This is a genomic window from Kribbella soli (genome assembly GCF_004331345.1).
In the GTDB taxonomy this organism is placed as follows: domain Bacteria; phylum Actinomycetota; class Actinomycetes; order Propionibacteriales; family Kribbellaceae; genus Kribbella; species Kribbella soli.
This window is the reverse complement of the sequence record NZ_SJJZ01000005.1, coordinates 114,503-131,165: the sequence shown is the minus strand read 5'-3', so window position 1 is coordinate 131,165 and position 16,663 is coordinate 114,503. Positions and strand designations below refer to the sequence as shown.

Below are 16,663 nucleotides of genomic sequence, written 5' to 3'. Positions count from 1 at the left end.
GCCAGGATCGCGCTCACGCTGCCGCCGTGACGGCTGGTCTGATCGAGAGCAGGTATCCACAGGAGGAACGGAGTACGGCAGTGAAACGACGCATTCTCGGCGCGACCGGCATGTCCGTCAGCGAGTTCGCACTCGGCGCGATGATGTTCGGCGCCATGGGCAACCCCGACCACGAGGACGCCGTACGTATCATCGGCAGCGCCCTGGACGCGGGCATCAACCTGATCGACACCGCCGACGTGTACTCCGGCGGCGAGTCCGAGGAGATCGTCGGTACGGCGATCAGGACCCGGCGCGACGAGGTGATCCTGGCGACCAAGTTCGGCATGCCGATGGGCGCGGACCCGAACCAGCGCGGGGCCTCCCGGCGCTGGATCGTGCGGTCCGTCGAGAACAGCCTGCGCCGGCTCGGCACCGACCGCCTCGACCTGTACCAGCTGCACCGCCCCGACCACGACACCGATCAGGACGAGACCTTGTCCGCGTTGTCGGATCTCGTCCAGGCCGGGAAGATCCTGGCCTTCGGCTCCTCGATGTTCCCGGCGGAGACGATCGTCGAGGCACAGTGGGCCGCCGAGCGTCGCGGCACGCACCGCTACCTGACCGAGCAGTGCATGTACTCGATCTTCACCCGGCGACCGGAGGCATCGGTCTTCCCGGTCGTGCAGCGGCACGGGCTGGGAGTGCTCACGTTCAGCCCGTTGAACGGAGGCTGGCTCTCAGGACGCGCCGGCCTGGCCACGAGCCACCGGGCGACGCTGCGGCCGTCCAGCTACGACCCCTCGAGCCCGACCGGTCAAGCGAAGGCGGAAGCAGCGGCGAAGCTCGCCGCCCTCGCCGCCGAGGCCGGTATGACGTTGCCGCACCTGGCGACCGCGTTCGTCCGCGCGCATCCGGCGGTGACGTCGGTGATCATCGGCCCCCGTACCCAGGAGCAGCTCGACAGCCTGCTGTCCGGCGCCGGGATCGAGCTGTCCTCGGACCTGCTCGACCGGATCGACGAGATCGTGCCGCCGGGCACCGAGCTGGACGCGGCGGACAACTACGCGACCACTCCCCCGGCGATCGCGCACGCTCATCTGCGCCGGCGACTCAGCTGATGCCTGCCGCGGTGCGGCAATAGTCCCAGATGCGCTGCGTGTCGGCTTCTGAGTCCTCGGTGTGGCGGAGGTAATGGGTGGGGCGGGTCTGTCGGTCGTGCCAGAAGCTGCCCGTGGGCAGCGTCCGGTCGGTCGCGGCCAGCCAGACGGTGGTGTCGGCGCCTTGGGCGGGCGTGCGGAGGAGCGGGCGGGTGAGGTTGGTGAAGAGCGGGAGAGAGTCGGTCAACCCAGGGGTTTGCGACCAGCCGGGGTGCATGGTCGCGATGAAGGTGGCGGCCAGTTCGGCGGCCAGGACCGGCGTCAGCGCGACCTGGATGCGTTTGCTGCGGGCGTACGCCGTTGCGCCCCGGTAGGTGCCGTTGCGGAACTCCGGGTCGTCGACAGGGAGCCGCTGCGTGTACATGCCGCCGGATGCCACGAAGACGACCCGACCATCGTTCAGATGGTCGCGCAGGAGGTCGGTCAGGAGGAGCGGGCCGAGTACGTGGGTGGCCAGCGTCAGTTCGTGGCCTTGAGCGGATTGCGTACGGCGTGGTGGCATGACGCCGGCGTTGTGGATCAGGGCGTGGACGGGGCCGCTCAGTCCGGCGGCGTAGCGGCGTACGGCGTCCAGGTCGGAGACATCGCACTCGTCGACGACGAACTCGGCAGTGGGGTGTGCGCGGCGCAGGTCGGCGAGCGTCGAGGCGGCACGGTCCGCGTCGCGGACCACGAGTCTGACCGTGGCGCCCAGACGTGCGAGGCCCGCGGCGGTTGCCTTTCCTAGGCCCGAGCGCGCTCCGGTGACGACAGTGGTCTTGCCGGCCAGACAGTTGGGTGCCGGATCGTCCGTCGACCAACTGCGGCTGCGGAGGCTGTAGCCGAGACGTGTGTAGCCGGGGACGACCAGGCGGTCCAGGAGGGTGTCCAGGGCGGGGCTCATGCGGCCAGCTTGCCCAGGGCGTTGCGGAGGGCGTCCTCTGCCTCTTCACCGAGGCGTTCGAAGGACCTGCGGAGGAACAGTTCGGCGAGCCGGGCGAGGCCCTTGAGCTGGAACTCGGCGCGGTAGATGACCCGGGTGATGTGGGCCTCGCTGCGGAACGTCATGGTGTCGCGGGCAACGATCGCGCGGTTCTCACCCCGCAGGACGATCTTGCTGGGCCGGGCGTACTCCTCGACCACGTACGTGAGCTCGGTCTCGCGGCCGTTGAAGCGAGACGTGTTGCGGTACGTCGTACCCTCGCCGCCGTCGCCCTGCAGCAGGACGGTCCGGATCGTGCCGGGATCCCACTCCTCGGTGGTGCGGAAGTCCGCCAGGTAGTCGAAGACGTGCTCGGGGGTGGCGGCGACGGACACTTCACGTTCGATGACGATCATCGGTTCTCCTCCGCTCGTTCGGCGGCGTGGGCGATGTTGCGCTGCATGCCGCCGAAGACGACGTCGTGGAACGGGCGGATCGCCGCCCAGTACAACTCCCCCGGCAGACCGCGCGGATGGAACAGCGCGCGCTGCCGGAACTGCGTGCGGCCGTCCTCGTCGGTACCTACGCGCAGCTCGAGCCACGCCTCGCCGGGCAGCCGCATCTCCGCGCGCAGCCGGAGCAGACGGCCGCGGTCGATGGTCTCGACCCGCCACCAGTCGAGCGGATCGCCGACCGACAAGACGTCGGGGTGCAGCCGGCCACGGCGCAGGCCTGGTCCGCCGACGACACGGTCGAGCAGGCCGCGCGTCCACCAGCCGAGTCGCCACGAGTACCAGCCGCGTCGACCGCCGATACCCTCGATCACCTTCCAGAGGCACTCCGGCCGTGCGGCGACGGTGCAATCGCGCTCGTCGACGTACAGCGAGCCGCCTGACCAGTCCGGGTCGCTCGGCAGCGGGTCGCTCGGCGCGCCCGGCGTCGACGCGGACGCCCACGACGTACTCACGTCCAGGTCGTGCACCTTCTTCAGCGCGAGCTCGACGGCCTGCTCGAACCCGATCCCGCCGGCCGGCCGCGGCTCGACGTACCGGTCGATGTCGTGCTCCTTGCAGACGACCTCGTGCACCAGGCTGTCGACCAGCGGTCGCGCGATGCCGCTCGGCACCGGCGTCACCAGACCGACCCAGTGACTCGAGAGGCCGGGGGTCAGCAGCGGGACCGTCACGATCCGGCGTGGACGCAGGCCGGCCACGGCTGCGTAGCGCTGCATCATCGCGCGGTACGTCAGCACGTCCGGTCCGCCGATGTCGAACCCGCGGTTCACATCGGCCGGCATCCCCGCGGAACCGACCAGGTAGCGCAGTACGTCGCGGACCGCGATCGGCTGGATCCGCGTGTCCAGCCAGCGCGGTGTGACCATCACCGGCAGCCGCTCCGTCAGGTAGCGGAGCATCTCGAACGATGCCGAGCCGGAGCCGATGATCACGGCCGCTCGCAGCACGGTCGTCGGTACGCCGCTGGCGAGCAGGATCTCTCCCACCTCGCGCCGGGAACCGAGGTGCGGCGACAACTCCTCACCGTCCGGGTAGAGGCCGCCGAGGTACACGATCCGTCCGACGCCGGCCTCGCGGGACGCCGCACCGAAGGCGAGCGCGGTCCGCCGGTCCCGCACCTCGAACCGCCGGCCGGAGCCCATCGAGTGGATCAGGTAGTACGCGACATCGATGCAGTCCAGTGCTTTCGCCAGCGCTGCGGGGTCGGACGCGTCGCCTTCCACGACCTCGATCCGGGACCGCCAGGGACGGGTGTCGAGTCGCTGTGGACGCCGGGCCAGCACGCGTACGTCGTACCCCGCCGCCAGTAACTCGGGGACCAGCCGCCCGCCGATGTAGCCGGTCGCTCCGGTGACCAGGACTCGAGTCATCGACGCTCCTCCAATCGCTCTGCGGCGGTGACCGGGTCGTCGTCGACGTACTGCGCCCCGACGGCGGCTGCCAGCTCGGCGGAAGCACCGGGACCGGCCAGCGCGACCGGTCGGCCCTGCGCGATCCGGACGAGCTCCGGGCGGATCGCGTCGAAGCGGGACGCGTCGGAAGCGGCCAGCATCACCAGGTCGGCTCCGAGCGCGTCAGCCGTGCGCTGGATGTCGCTGGTCGGCGAGTCGGCGCCAAGGAAGATCACGCGCCAGCCCGAGCGTCGAAGTACCAGGCCGAACGACAGCAGGGCGATGTCGTGCAGCTCACCGGGCGGACAGGCCAGCAGGACCTGTGGTCCGCGGCCGCCGCCCCAGCCCGGCGACAGCGCGGCGAGGCGAGACCGGATCACGTTGCTCGCGAAGTGCTCTTGGCCGACGGTCACCTCACCGCGGCTCCACCGGTCCCCCAGCTCGTACAGGTACGGCATCAGCACGTCGCGGATCACGGCCTCGATGGTCAGCGCACCGAACAGCTGGTCCAGTACGACGTGCGCGGCACGCTCGTCGAGCAGGTCCAGCGCGGCTCGCAGGCTCGCGGCGCCGTTGGCCTCGGCCATCCGTACGACGACCGGGTCCGGAGGCGCGGCCGCTGCCGGCTCGGCCAGCACAGCGCGAGCCGCCTCAGCGGCGGACAGGCCCTCGGCGAGGTACGCGCGCATTCGCTGGACCCGGCGGACGTCGGTGTCGGAGTACAGCCGGAAGCCACCGGACGAGCGCGTCGGCGACAGGAGGCCGTAGCGCGACTCCCACGCGCGCAGGACGTGTTCGCTGACCCCCGCGCGCTTGCTCAGCGCACCGATCCGAAGTCCGCCCGGCACCGAAGTCTCCACGATCACACAGTATACAAACTTTAGACAGACCTTTGACAAGAGCTAGGCATCTGCCTAATCTCTAGACAAACCTTAGACAGACAGCCTGGAGCCTCGTTATGACCGAGTCCGTCGCTGTGATCGGCGCCGGCGTGTCCGGCCTGACCGCCGCCTACCTGCTCGCCCGCCGCTACGACGTCACGCTGTTCGAGGCCGAGCCGCGGCTCGGCGGACACGCCCACACCCATGACGTCACCGACCCGGCCGGACGCCGGCTCGCGATCGACACCGGTTTCATCGTCCACAACACACGGACGTATCCCCTGCTCCGCAAACTGTTCGCCGAGCTGAGTGTCCGGACCCGGCCGACCGAGATGAGCATGAGCATCAGCGACCCGGCGAGCGGCCTGGAGTTCGCCGGCGGGCGCGGGGCGGCCGGGGTCTTCGCACAGCGCCGCCGGGTCGTGGACCCGCGCTTCCTCCGGTTGCTCGGCGAGATCCGCCGCTTCCACCGCCGAGCCGCCGGCTACCTGGCCCGGACCGGCGACGACGACCTCACAACGCTCGACGAGTTCCTCGAGGCCGAGCGCTTCAGCCCGGCCTTCGTCCGCCAGTACGCCGTACCCGTGGTGTCCTGTGTCTGGTCCTGCGGCGGCAGCTCGGCGCTGACCTACCCGGCGCGCTACCTGTTCCGGTTCCTCGACCACCACGGCATGCTCTCCGTCAGCGGCTCACCGCAATGGCTGACCGTCACCGGCGGCTCCCGGCAGTACGTCGATGCGCTCTCCGACCGGGTCGGCACGGTTCGCACGCACCGTCCCGTCCGAGCGGTCCAGCGGCACCCGGACGGCGTCACGGTGACCGTTGCCGACGGCCCCGACGGCTCTGTATCGGACTTCGACCGGGTGGTTCTGGCGACCCACGCCGACCAGGCGCTCGACCTGCTCGCGGACGCATCGCCCGCGGAGAAGACAGCGCTCGGCCCGTTCGAGTACAGCCGCAACACGGCGGTGCTGCACACCGACACCTCGTTGCTTCCAGCAACCAAGAACGCCCGGTCGTCCTGGAACTACATCATTGGCTCCGGCGCGCCGCTGACGACGTACTGGATGAACAGGTTGCAGGGCCTGGAGACCGACGAGACCTATCTGGTCACGCTGAACGGTGCCACGACGGTCGATCCCGCGAAGGTGATCGAGCGGATCGACTACCAGCACCCCGTGTACACCCCGAAGGCAGTCGCCGCGCAGAGCAGGCTGACAGCCCTCAATACCGGCCGGATCGCGTTTGCAGGGGCGTATCACGGCTGGGGATTCCACGAGGACGGTTGTCGCGCCGGCGTCGCCGCGGCCGAGTCCTTCGGGGTCCGCTGGTGACGGTCGCCGGTGTGCTCCCCACACTGCCGGCGATCGTCACCGGCTTCGTCCGGCACGGGCGGCGGATTCCGATCCGTCACGCGTTCCGGTACCGGGTGCACCAATGGCTGGTCGACCTCGACGACGTACCGCGCCAGCCCTGGTACCTGCGCCCGCTGGCGCGCTTCGACGCCCGCGACCATCTCGGTGGCCACGGCCCGACGATCAAGGCCGATCTGCGTCGCTACCTCGCCAGCGAAGGCATCACGTACGACGGCCGCGTCCTCATGCTGGCCAACGCCCGCACCTTGGGCCACGTCTTCGACCCACTGACCGTCTTCTGGTGCATCGACAGTCCGTACGTCGTCGCAGAGGTGCACAACACGTACGGCGAACGGCACGCCTACCTGCTCCGCCCGGATGCGAGCGGCGTTGCCGAGGCCCCGAAGGAGCTCTACGTCTCGCCGTTCAACGACGTCTCCGGCCAGTACCGCCTGAGCTTCGAGCTCGACCACGACCGGATCCGGGTCCAGGTGAGCCTGTCGCACCACGGCCAGACGGTCTTCGGAGCGAGCTTCGACGGCATACCGCGCCCTGCAACGCGCCGGGCGACCCTTGCGGCCGCCGTACGGATGCCACTGATGCCGCAGCGGGTGTCCCTGCTGATCCGGCTGAACGGGGTGTGGCTGTGGGCGCGCCGCCTGCCTGTCGTGCAACGCCCGGTGCACCGGCTCCAGAAAGGACTTCGATGAGCAGTCTGACCATCGCCCAACCACTCTGCCTGCGACACCCTGTCCTGCGCCCGTTGTGCGTCCGCGCCCGGATCACCCGGCTGATCGTCGACAGGATTCTCGACCAGGTCCCCGTACGAGCGGTCTACCCGGACGGCACCGTCCGCGGTGGCGGAGGGCCGGACGCACCGGTGCTGCGGATCGTCCGGCCGGACTCCCTGTTCGAACGGCTCGCCCACAACCCCAAGATCGGTCTCGGCGAGGCGTACATGGCCGGGGACTGGGTTGCTGGCGACGGCACCGACCTGGGCGACCTGCTGATGCCGTTCGCGGCACGTGTCGCGCAGCTCGTGCCGCAGTACCTCCTGCGCTTCCGGCGGGTGGCCGACCGGCGCATCCCGCGTCTCCGGCGCAACACACCGACAGGCGCCCGGGAGAACATCCGCGCGCACTACGACCTCAGCAACGCGCTGTTCGGCGCGTTCCTGGACTCTGGCCTGACGTACAGCTCCGCTCTGTTCGACCACGACGTACCGCTGGCCGCACAGGAGCTCGAGGAGGCTCAGTCCAGGAAGGTCGAACGCATCCTGGACCTGGCGGCCGTGGGTCCGGGCAGCCGAGTGCTCGAAGTCGGAATCGGCTGGGGGACGCTGGCGATTGCCGCTGCTCGTCGGGGCGCCCGGGTCACGGGCATCACGTTGTCGACCGAGCAGCTGCAGTTGGCGCAGAAACGCGCTGCTGATGCCGGTCTGGTCGACCGGATCGACCTGCGGCTGCAGGACTACCGCATGGTGACCGGCTCGTACGACGCCGTCGTCAGCGTGGAGATGATCGAGGCGGTCGGCGAGGAGTACTGGCCGGAGTACTTCCGAGCCCTGGACCAGCTGCTCGCGCCGGGCGGAACGGTTGCACTACAGGCGATTCTGATGGACCACGACCGGATGCTCGCCACCCGGAACTCGTACAGCTGGATCCAGAAGTACATCTTCCCGGGAGGTCTGATCCCGTCCCGCACCGCGATCGACGAGACCGTGGCGCAGTACACCACGTTGGCGGTCGACGACGACCACAGGTTCGGTGCGGACTACGCCGAGACGCTCCGCCGGTGGCGACGACGGTTCGTCGCCAACTGGCACGTCGTCCGGGCGGAGGGCTTCGACGAGTCGTTCCGGCGGGCGTGGGAGTACTACCTGGCCTACAGCGAAGCCGGCTTCGCCTCCGGCTACCTCGACGTCGCGCAGCTCCTGCTCCGACGCCACTGACTCGTGCTTCCCGGGGGCCGTCCCTCTCCCGGGAAGCACGAACCTCGCTCAGCTGTCGGGCAACGAGAACATCGACAGGACCACGCGGTCCTTGCCCGGGGACTCGGCCAAGTACGGCTCGATCAGCTCTGCGAAGCCTGACCGGAACGCGGCCATGTCGTCCGAGCTGAGGTACAGGGCGAGCTGTGAGTAGCCCAGCTGATGGATCCGCGGGTACAGGTCGCCGCTCTCGACCACACGGTCGAAGTCGGCGGCCAGCCGGGTCAGCATCATCAGGAACGCCTGCCGGTGCTGGTCCGGTGTCATCGCCCGCGCCTCGCGCTCGTCGATCCGGCCGACCTTGGTCTGGTCCAGGCTGAGCGTGCGCTCCGTCGTACCGCGGATCTTCCGCTCGCGGACCACCGTCAGGTAACCCGCGTCGATCAGCGCGGCGACGTGCCGGTAGAGCGTCGTGGCGGGGACGTCGGGCAGGTCGCGTTTCAGGTCCGTGGTGGTCACCTCGCGGCCCAGCACGCGCTGCACGATGCGCCAGCGGATCGGGTGCAGCAGAACGTCCAGCACCGGGGTCGGCGACTCCTCCATCGGCTCTCCATCAGGGATCTTTCAGGGTACCCATTGATACCAATGTTGGTAATAATAGCGGAATCGGAAGCATTCCCACTCGCCCGAGGAGACGTTGACGTGTCGCTCACCCGTCGTACCGTGCTCAAGTCCGCGGCCGCTGCCGTACCGGTCGCCGCATTGTCCACCCTGCCCGCCTCGGCCACCGGTCTGCGCGAACCGGCCGCGATCGGGCGGCTGGCCGAGAAGATCGAGGCCGGGATGGCGAAGTACGCGATCCCGGGGGCCGGTCTCGGCGTCTGGCACCGCGGCCGGGAGTACGTCCGCGGCTTCGGGGTCACCAACGTGGACACCGGCGAACCGGTGTCCGGCGACACCGTGTTCCGGATCGGCTCGACCTCCAAGACGTTCACCGCGACCGCGATCATGCGACTCGTCGAGCGCGGCCGGATCAGCCTGGACCGACCGGTCCGCGCCTACCTGCCGGACTTCGCGACGCAGGACCCATCGGTCGCGGCCCGAGTCACCGTCCGGCAACTGCTGAACCACTCGGCCGGCTGGCAGGGCGACTACTTCGAGGACACAGGCCAGGGCGACGGCGCGCTCGCGCAGTACGTCGCCGGTATGACGAAGGTCCCGCAGCTCACGCCGCTCGGGAAGGTGTTCTCGTACAACAACGCGGCGATCGGCGTGGCCGGGCGGATCATCGAGGTGGTGACCGGGAAGCCGTACGAGACCGCCGCCCGCGAGTTGGTCGTCGATCCGCTCGGACTCGTGCACAGCCGGTTCTTCCACAGTGAGCTCGACGGTTTCAGCGTCGCCGCGTCGCACAACATCGTCGACGGAAAGCCGGTCGTCGAGCCGTCGTTCGACGCGATGCCGCGGGCGCTGCACTCGATCGGCGGCCTGATCTCTAGCGCACGCGACCAGCTCCGGTACGCGCGCTACCACCTCGGGCACCGGGACCTCCCCAAGCTGCTCAGCGATCGCAGCAGGCTTGCTATGCAGTCGCATCCGGGTCCGGGCGGCACGCTGTTCGTCGAGCTGAACGGGGTGGGTGTCAGCTGGATGCTCCGGCCGACCGCTCAGGGTCCGACGGTGGTGCAGCACGGCGGGGACTGGTCAGGTCAGCACTCCGGCTTCCTGTTCGTACCGCAGCGGGACTTCGCCATCACTTTGCTCACCAACTCCGAGAGCGGGCCGTCTCTGGTGGCAGAGCTGTTCGCGGACGACTGGGCGCTGCAGGAGTTCGCCGGCGTCAGCAACCTGCGCGCCGTACCGCAGGAGCTGCCGCCGAGCCGGCTGGCCGCCTACGAGGGCACCTACGTCTCCCAGCAGATCGGTCTCGACGGTAAGCCGGAGGAGCTCGGTCTCGACCTCACTGCCGACAGCGGCGAGCTGGTCGCCGGTATGGGCGGGCAGGCTCTGTTCCGATTCGCCTTCTACCGCAAGGATTACGTGCTCGCGCAGAACCCGGACGGCACGCCGACGCACGTCCGTGCCAACTTCGTTCGCGGTAGCGACGGACAGGTCGAGTGGCTCCGGTACGGCGGCCGCCTGTTCCGCCGTCAATCAGCCACCAAGAAGGCCCTCCGGCCGGCCAAGCTTCGCCACCCGGCCACGGTCTGGTAAATCGCCCGACCCGGATCGAAACTGAATCCGGGGGTGGGTTCGGATGGACGCAGTGGGGGCCGTGTCCCGGGATGCCGTCATCGTGATCCCGGGAATCATGGGGAGTTCGCTGGTCGACGTCGAGTCAGGCGATGTCTTGTGGGGCCTCGACGACGCGAGTTGGTGGGTCAGCGCGTGGACGACGGGAAGAGCGCTCAAACGTTTGGCCGTCACGGAGGACGAACGGGCCGGCCGGACCGGCCGTGTCCGTGCCTCCGGTCTGTTGCGCTTCCCGGCGTTCGCGCCGGTGCTGAAGGGCTTCGAGCCGTACACAAAGCTGCTGACCGGGATAGGACGGGTGCTCGCACATCCGGATGCGTTGTGCGAGTTCCCGTACGACTGGCGGCTGTCCGTGGAACACAACGCGCATGAACTCGAGCGACTGGTCGACCGGCACCTGTCCCAGTGGCGCGCGCATCCTTCGGGCAGTGCCGACGCGAAGGTCGTCCTGGTCGCGCACTCGATGGGCGGCCTGGTCGCCCGGTACTACCTGCAGGTGCTCGGCGGAGCGTCGGACGTCCGTACGACGATCACGCTCGGCACGCCGTACTACGGCTCGGTCAAGTCGGCGTACATCCTGAGCTCGGGAGATGGCCTACCGATCCCCCGCAAGCGGCTGCGCAAACTGGTCCAGCACATGCCGGGGCTGTACGACCTGCTGCCCTTCTACCGGTGCGTCGACGAGGGTGCGACCGCCCGGCGGCTCGAGCCCAGCGACATCGCGAACCTCGACGGCGACCGGGAACTTGCCGACGAATCCCTTCTGCGGCACGACAAACTCATGCAAGGCGGGGCCGGCAGTCTGCGGCTGCTCATCGGCGTCGAACAGCCGACGATGCAGAGTCTGTCGATGCGCGACGGCGTACTGACACCGCTCATGCACACGTGCATCACCGATCCGGCCGGGGTGATCAGGGAGCGGCTGGATCTGCGCGGCGACGGCACAGTGTTCCGCCGGTCGGCGGCCGGGTTCGGTCTGCCCCCCGGCACGCTCCCGCAGTCCCACGGCGCCGTTGCCGCGACCGAGGAAGCCATCTCGCATGTGCGCGACGTCCTGACCAACGACACCGCCGGTCCCCCGCTCGGCCCCGGCGAGATCGGCATCGACGTACCCGACGTCGTCTCCGTAACCGAACCGCTCACGATCACAGTGACCGGCGCGGACGCGACCGGTACGACGTGCCGGGTCGTCGACGTCTTCAGCCGTTGGCAGGTCGCGGTGCCTCCGTTGCAGCTTCGCGACGGAGTGCTGACCGCATCGGTCGTCCTCGGGGAGCCAGGCGTCTACCGGGTTGAGGTGAAAGGCGGCGGCGCATCAGCCGTCACAGAACAGGTACTGGCGGTCCCACCCGAGGAGGCGGGCCAATGAGCGAGCCGGCTTTCACCATCTATCCCATCCCGATCGCTGCCTACAGCACCGAGGTACGACGGCCGTTCGCGTCGATCCCGGCCGAGGACGACGCCAAGGCGATCGCCGACCTGCTCACGCCGTACGGCGGAGTTGTGCATCCCTGGACCGACGGCCTGCCGGACGCCGCCTGGGTACAGCAGGAGCTGGGTGCCTGGGCCGATCGGGACGGGCCGCGGAGTTCGGTCCTGGTCTGGGTAGGTCATGGTGAGTCGGACACGGAGGATGCCTGGCTTGCGTCGTACAACAGCGCCCAGCACAAGAAGGGCACCGGCCACCACGCGCAGGAACTGGCGAATCACTTGGCGGACGAATGGGCCGGCCGGAGCGATGACCACGGGGCGTGGACGTTGGTCGTCATCGAGGCCTGCGGCGCCGAGCGGTTCGTCCAACTGCTCGCGGCGAAGGTCTTGTCCACGACGAATCCGCCGCAACGCTTCGCGCTGCTCGGTGGTGGCGGCACCGGATCGGGCTTCCTCAACGCGGTGCCGAAGGCTCTGGACCTGGTGTTGAAGTCCTTCACGGCCAACGACGAGGTGATCCGGGTGGCCGACCTGGTCGGCCGCCTGGAGGACCAGTTGGCGTTCGGCTTCGCGATCCCGATCGGGCTCGGCCAGGCCCGGCCGCTGACCCCGCCGGCGCGGCCGCTCGGTGCGGGCGTCACCGCCACCCAGGACGTCTATCTCGAACTGGAGGCGTTCCTTGCCGGTCTGCCGAAGGACCAGCGCAGGTTCTTCGTGCCCAAGGCGCAGGGGGCGGAGCTCGGCGAGCCGACCTGGTACTTCGAGGGGCGCAGCCGGGAGCATCGGGAGATCACCGAGTGGCTGCGCACGACCGACTCCGGACTGCTCGCCGTCACCGGGCCGGCCGGCTCGGGCAAGTCCGCCGTCCTGGGCAACCTCGTCGTACACACCAACCCGTCACTGCGCGAGCTGCTGATCCGCACCGACCGGGTCCAGCGACTGGCCGCGCCGGAGCAGCCGCCGGACGACGTCTTCAATGCCGCGGTCCTGCTCACCGGTCTGACGACCACCGAGATGATCAACCGGCTGGCGGCCGACCTCCAAGGCGAGCCGGATGTGTCCTCCACGCTCGAAGGCCTGCGGACGGTGGTCGAGGACAGCACGGTCATGGTCGACGCGCTGGACGAGGCCCAGGATCCGCTCGCGGTGGCCGCCGTACTGCGACAACTGTCCGAGGCTCCCGGCTGCCGGGTAGTCGTCGGCACTCGCCGTTCGACCAACGAAGGACTCGACCGCCTGCAGCCGGTCGACACCAACCTGCTCGACGAGCTCGAACCGACCGCCACCGTGACGGTGGACCTCGATGCCGAAGCGGTGACGAGGTACGTCGACCATCGGTTGAGGGCGCTGCCGATCGACCCCAGCACCGCGGCCGCGGCCGCACGCAGCGTCGGCGCGCACAACCGGCACTTCCTCTACGCCCGGCTGGCCGTCCACGAGATCCTCGTCCGGCCCGAGTTGCTGACCGCCGAGGCCCAGCCCGAGCTCGCAGAGTTGCTGGAGCAGGACAACCGCGGCCTGTTCGCGACCGCTGTGGACCGGCTGACGGTTGCCAACCGCAACTTCCGTCCGCTGCTCGAGGCTCTTGGCCATGCCCGTGGCCGGGGGCTACCGCGCGCCGACGGCATCTGGGCGACGGCGGCCGGCGCGTTCACGGACGGCCGGCCCGGCGAGGCCGATCTCGACAACCTGCTGGTCGCGGCGGCGCCGTACGTCATGCTCGACGGGGAGCACGGGCAGAGCACCTACCGGCTGGCCCACCAGACGTTCGTGGAGCACTTCCACGCGCAGCCGTCGTACGCCGCCGGCCACCGACGGATCGCGCGAGCGCTGGCCGCGCGGCAGCGGTCGGCCACGGACGGTTGGGCGGACGCGAACTTCTACGCGGTTCGCTACCTCGCCGAGCATCTGGTGGCCGACGCGGACCGGATCGCACCAGCTTCCGCGGCCGTCGTCGACCTGGTGACCGATGCCGGCTGGCTGACCCGCGCGGTCGACCTGCTGGGCGTCGACCAGACCGACGCGGTCATCACCGCGGCCAAGCTCGTGATGGAACAGGATGCGTCCCGCGACGACGTCGACGCGACGGTCCGGTGGATGACCACGTTCCAGCCCGTCGACGTGATGGAACGGACCCTCCGCCGGAGCCGGACCGCTCTCACTCGCGACCCCACCCAGCTCCCGGGGCAGTTGCACGCCAGGTTGAAGGAGTACGCCGGCGCGTCGATGACCGGGCTGGGCGATGCGGTCGGCCGGCTCACGACCGTACCGTGGCTGCGGATGGTCGAGGGCAGCCTCGATTGGAGAGCAGATCTCGAGTCGACCTACAGCACGACCGGCAAGGTCCGTGGTCTTGGCTTCGGCCACGTCGACGACCTCCCCGTGGTCGCGATCGCGGTCGACAGGCGGATCGAGCTGTGGGACCCGCGGACCGGCGTACCGGATGTCATGTCGATGATCGGGCTCCAGCACCGGGCGACCGCTGTCGCGATGTCCGTCATCGATGGCCGCCCGGTCGTGGTCACCTCGGCCGGGTACGACCGGATCCTCGAGGTGTGGGACGCCCGGACCAGGGAGCTGATCGCCGCAGCGGACGTCGGCCTCGGTCACGCCATCGGAGTCGGCCGGGTCGACGGGCAGCTGGTCATCGCCGGCGTCGACTTCGACCGCACGCTGAGGCTGGTCGACGCCGTGACATTGCGGCCTTTCGACCTTCCGCCCGCGCTCGAGGCCCTCGACGTTCGTGGCTTCGGGATCGAGGACGACGGCGCGTTGGTACTCCTGGCCGTGCAGGACGAGCCCGACCCGGACCGCGCCCATCGCATTCTGCTGATCAACCCCGCCGACGGCCGCGAGGGGTGGCGGACCGATCCGGTCCAGTTCGACAGCGGCAGTCTGCTCGACGTCATGGCCGGTGCCCGGATCGGCGCGCCGTTCGTGGTCGCCGCGGGGATCGGGAGACGTCTGTTCTGGTTCACCGACGGACACACGCACGTCGAGGAGTCGCCGTACGACGAGCGCTCCAGGGCCATCGCGATCGGCGTGGTCGGCGGACATCCGATCGTTGCCGCGGCGCCCGACTACGACGACACCGCCTTGGTGCAGTTGCAGCAACTCGAGTACGACGCGAACCGCGACGGCGTCACGCTCTCGCGGCTTCGCAGTACCACCACGGAGCAGTGGCGCTACGACCGGTTCGTGCCGACAACGGTCCCGGAGGAGCTCGGTAACGAGCCGCCGCGGGACGGGTCTCGCCGTCGGGCACTCGATCTGGACCGGCCGGAGGGCTGGCCGCAGTCGGCCGCGGCGGCCGGTGAGGTGGACGGCGTGCCGGTCATCGCGACGGGATCGGTCGACGGCGCCGTCTGGGTCTGGGACGCGCGAACCTTGTCCCCCGCCCGTCGGGAAGGCGAGCGTCCCCGCGCGATCGCCGGTCCGTTCGTGGAGCTGCCGTCGTACGTGCTCGAACAGGGTTGGGACCTGCTGTACGTCAAGCCGAACCTGGAGCAGGCGACCTCTGTGGCCTTGGGCAACCTTCCTGGATACGGCGCGATCGTCGCCGTCGCGTGCGGCGGAAAGGCACGGGTGTACACGATCGCGGACGGGAAGCGGATCGAGAACGCGGCGGACCGCGCCTCAGCGGTCCAGTGCGTGGCGATCGGATCGCTCAACACGCGGACCGTGCTGGTCACGGGATCGACCGGCGGCAACGTCGCGGTGTGGGATCCGGCGGCAGGCACCCGGATCGCCGGGCTGTACGTCGACGGCCCGATCACGAATCTGACCATCGATTCCGACCGGGTAGTGGTCCGGACTGCCACCCACGGCGACTACGCCCTCGAACTCAGGGAGCCGTGACCATCCACAGGTGTCCGTCGGGGTCGGTGAACGTGGCCATGTAGGTCCACGGCTTGCGAGTCGGTGCCGTGACCTGCACCGCGCCGGCGGCGACCGCCCTGGCAGCCAGTGCATCGGCCGCCGCTTCGCTGTCGACGTGCACGTTGAGGATGCACTCGCTCTGGCCATGGGGTGCGGCCGGCTGATCACCCAGCACCCAGCCGAAGCCTTCGGTCGGGATCAGCATCATCCGTACGTCGTCGGCCAGCTGGAACTGCAGCGGTTCGGGGATGCCGTCGTCGGCCAGCTCGCCGACCGGTGTCAGGCCGAGCGCCTCCTGGTAGAAGGCGTACGAGCGCGGCCGGTCCTCGATCGGGAGACAGATGATCATCGGGTCACTCCAGCGGTGAAGCGGTCGGCGTCGCGACCGGACAGGTGGTTCGGTGGGAGGCTACGGCCGCTGAGGACCAGCAGGAGGTCCTGTGCCATGCCGGTGAGAGGGGTGCCGGTGCCGTACGTCCAGGTGAGGTCGGTTGCCTGCAGTTGTACACCGGCCAGGTCGACGCCGAAGTACTTGGCGTGGCGTGGCCTCATCGCACCGAAGACGATGCGCAGCCGCTCGGGCGGCACCGGACGATCGATGCCCAGTGCAATGGTCACATCGAGGCCGTGGATCACGTCGTGCGACAGGGCGCCCTCAAAGCCGCCACCGGGCGGTTTCCACGGGTGGTTGATGTTCTGGCGCAGACACTCGACCAGCTGCGCAGACGTCAGCTCCGCCGCGTCCTGCCGCGCCTGGCGGTCGGCGTACCGGTTGAAGTTGCCGCCGGACCGGATCATCCCGGCCAGGAACCGCGGCAAAGAGATCCGGTACGGCATGGTGATGTGCGCGACCAACTCCCGCACTCGCCACCCGCCACACAACGTCGGCTTGTCCCACTCCTCCGGTTGAAGCCCGGCCAGCACCTCAGCCAGCTCGGCCCTCTCCCCCGCCACAGCATTCCTAATGTCCGTCATACCCCACCGACGA

The 16,663-nt window shown here is 69.4% G+C and carries 14 protein-coding genes; 7 read left to right on the top strand and 7 right to left on the bottom strand.

Translation table 11 applies throughout. The annotated features are described in order from the left end of the window. Positions 1-80: 80 nt before the first annotated feature. Positions 81-1,100, top strand: a complete 1,020-nt coding sequence (locus E0H45_RS36430) for an aldo/keto reductase (RefSeq protein ID WP_131346311.1) — start codon at positions 81-83, stop codon at positions 1,098-1,100. Here the strand turns inward: E0H45_RS36430 and E0H45_RS36425 are convergent. Genes E0H45_RS36425 through E0H45_RS36410 form a run of 4 tightly spaced genes read right to left on the bottom strand, consistent with a single transcriptional unit; the run spans position 1,093 to position 4,806 of the window. Beyond that, a complete protein-coding gene (locus E0H45_RS36425; protein ID WP_131346309.1) occupies positions 1,093-2,022 on the bottom strand; it encodes an SDR family NAD(P)-dependent oxidoreductase in 930 nt (309 codons plus the stop codon). The genes E0H45_RS36430 and E0H45_RS36425 overlap by 8 nt on opposite strands. Next, on the bottom strand, positions 2,019-2,456 hold the full coding sequence (locus tag E0H45_RS36420; protein ID WP_131346307.1) for an SRPBCC family protein: 438 nt from the start codon (positions 2,454-2,456) through the stop codon (positions 2,019-2,021). Before E0H45_RS36420 ends, E0H45_RS36425 begins: the two co-directional genes overlap by 4 nt. Continuing rightward, complete coding sequence (locus E0H45_RS36415) at positions 2,453-3,925, bottom strand: SDR family oxidoreductase (protein ID WP_131346306.1); 1,473 nt, start codon at positions 3,923-3,925, stop codon at positions 2,453-2,455. Before E0H45_RS36415 ends, E0H45_RS36420 begins: the two co-directional genes overlap by 4 nt. Continuing rightward, the gene (locus E0H45_RS36410; RefSeq protein WP_165546720.1) at positions 3,922-4,806 is read right to left on the bottom strand and encodes a MerR family transcriptional regulator; all 885 of its coding nucleotides are present in this window, start codon (positions 4,804-4,806) and stop codon (positions 3,922-3,924) included. Before E0H45_RS36410 ends, E0H45_RS36415 begins: the two co-directional genes overlap by 4 nt. Positions 4,807-4,904: 98 nt before the next feature. Here E0H45_RS36410 and E0H45_RS36405 point away from each other — a divergent pair, with 98 nt between their 5' ends. The 3 genes from E0H45_RS36405 to E0H45_RS36395 are packed head-to-tail and all read left to right on the top strand — an operon-like array spanning position 4,905 to position 8,133. Next, positions 4,905-6,161 carry an NAD(P)/FAD-dependent oxidoreductase gene (locus E0H45_RS36405; RefSeq protein ID WP_131346302.1) on the top strand — a complete coding sequence of 419 codons (1,257 nt, stop codon included), beginning with the start codon at positions 4,905-4,907 and terminating at the stop codon, positions 6,159-6,161. A gap of 11 nt (positions 6,162-6,172) precedes the next feature. Continuing rightward, positions 6,173-6,892 carry a DUF1365 domain-containing protein gene (locus tag E0H45_RS36400; RefSeq protein ID WP_238155602.1) on the top strand — a complete coding sequence of 240 codons (720 nt, stop codon included), beginning with the start codon at positions 6,173-6,175 and terminating at the stop codon, positions 6,890-6,892. Then, positions 6,889-8,133 carry an SAM-dependent methyltransferase gene (locus tag E0H45_RS36395; protein WP_131346298.1) on the top strand — a complete coding sequence of 415 codons (1,245 nt, stop codon included), beginning with the start codon at positions 6,889-6,891 and terminating at the stop codon, positions 8,131-8,133. The genes E0H45_RS36400 and E0H45_RS36395 overlap by 4 nt, the downstream gene beginning before the upstream one ends. A 48-nt stretch (positions 8,134-8,181) precedes the next feature. Here the strand turns inward: E0H45_RS36395 and E0H45_RS36390 are convergent, their stop codons facing one another. Further along, positions 8,182-8,715, bottom strand: coding sequence for a helix-turn-helix domain-containing protein (locus tag E0H45_RS36390; protein WP_131346296.1), 534 nt, complete (start codon positions 8,713-8,715; stop codon positions 8,182-8,184). Between the two features lie 99 nt (positions 8,716-8,814). Between E0H45_RS36390 and E0H45_RS36385 the strand changes: the two genes are divergently transcribed. From E0H45_RS36385 to E0H45_RS36375, 3 genes are read left to right on the top strand one after another with little or no spacing between them, the layout of a single operon-like run. Next, positions 8,815-10,326 (top strand): serine hydrolase domain-containing protein, encoded by a 1,512-nt coding sequence (locus E0H45_RS36385; RefSeq protein WP_202872693.1) that lies wholly within the window; start codon positions 8,815-8,817, stop codon positions 10,324-10,326. Between the two features lie 43 nt (positions 10,327-10,369). Next, the gene (locus tag E0H45_RS36380; protein ID WP_131346293.1) at positions 10,370-11,734 is read left to right on the top strand and encodes an esterase/lipase family protein; all 1,365 of its coding nucleotides are present in this window, start codon (positions 10,370-10,372) and stop codon (positions 11,732-11,734) included. Beyond that, the gene (locus E0H45_RS36375) at positions 11,731-15,654 is read left to right on the top strand and encodes a WD40 repeat domain-containing protein (protein ID WP_131346291.1); all 3,924 of its coding nucleotides are present in this window, start codon (positions 11,731-11,733) and stop codon (positions 15,652-15,654) included. Before E0H45_RS36380 ends, E0H45_RS36375 begins: the two co-directional genes overlap by 4 nt. On the opposite strand, the gene E0H45_RS36370 is transcribed toward E0H45_RS36375, so the two are convergent. Further along, a complete protein-coding gene (locus E0H45_RS36370; protein ID WP_131346289.1) occupies positions 15,641-16,024 on the bottom strand; it encodes a VOC family protein in 384 nt (127 codons plus the stop codon). The genes E0H45_RS36375 and E0H45_RS36370 overlap by 14 nt on opposite strands. After that, complete coding sequence (locus tag E0H45_RS36365; RefSeq protein ID WP_238155601.1) at positions 16,021-16,629, bottom strand: maleylpyruvate isomerase family mycothiol-dependent enzyme; 609 nt, start codon at positions 16,627-16,629, stop codon at positions 16,021-16,023. Before E0H45_RS36365 ends, E0H45_RS36370 begins: the two co-directional genes overlap by 4 nt. Between the last annotated feature and the right edge of the window lie 34 nt (positions 16,630-16,663).

What these genes read in the sequence shown, in the direction of transcription:
- E0H45_RS36425 (WP_131346309.1), bottom strand. Translation starts at nt 2,022, where the DNA reads ATGAGCCCCGCCCTGGACACCCTCCTGGACCGCCTGGTCGTCCCCGGC.
- E0H45_RS36420 (WP_131346307.1), bottom strand. Translation starts at nt 2,456, where the DNA reads ATGATCGTCATCGAACGTGAAGTGTCCGTCGCCGCCACCCCCGAGCAC.
- E0H45_RS36390 (WP_131346296.1), bottom strand. Translation starts at nt 8,715, where the DNA reads ATGGAGGAGTCGCCGACCCCGGTGCTGGACGTTCTGCTGCACCCGATC.
- E0H45_RS36415 (WP_131346306.1), bottom strand. Translation starts at nt 3,925, where the DNA reads ATGACTCGAGTCCTGGTCACCGGAGCGACCGGCTACATCGGCGGGCGG.
- E0H45_RS36405 (WP_131346302.1), top strand. Translation starts at nt 4,905, where the DNA reads ATGACCGAGTCCGTCGCTGTGATCGGCGCCGGCGTGTCCGGCCTGACC.
- E0H45_RS36380 (WP_131346293.1), top strand. Translation starts at nt 10,370, where the DNA reads ATGGACGCAGTGGGGGCCGTGTCCCGGGATGCCGTCATCGTGATCCCG.
- E0H45_RS36375 (WP_131346291.1), top strand. Translation starts at nt 11,731, where the DNA reads ATGAGCGAGCCGGCTTTCACCATCTATCCCATCCCGATCGCTGCCTAC.
- E0H45_RS36370 (WP_131346289.1), bottom strand. Translation starts at nt 16,024, where the DNA reads ATGATCATCTGTCTCCCGATCGAGGACCGGCCGCGCTCGTACGCCTTC.
- E0H45_RS36395 (WP_131346298.1), top strand. Translation starts at nt 6,889, where the DNA reads ATGAGCAGTCTGACCATCGCCCAACCACTCTGCCTGCGACACCCTGTC.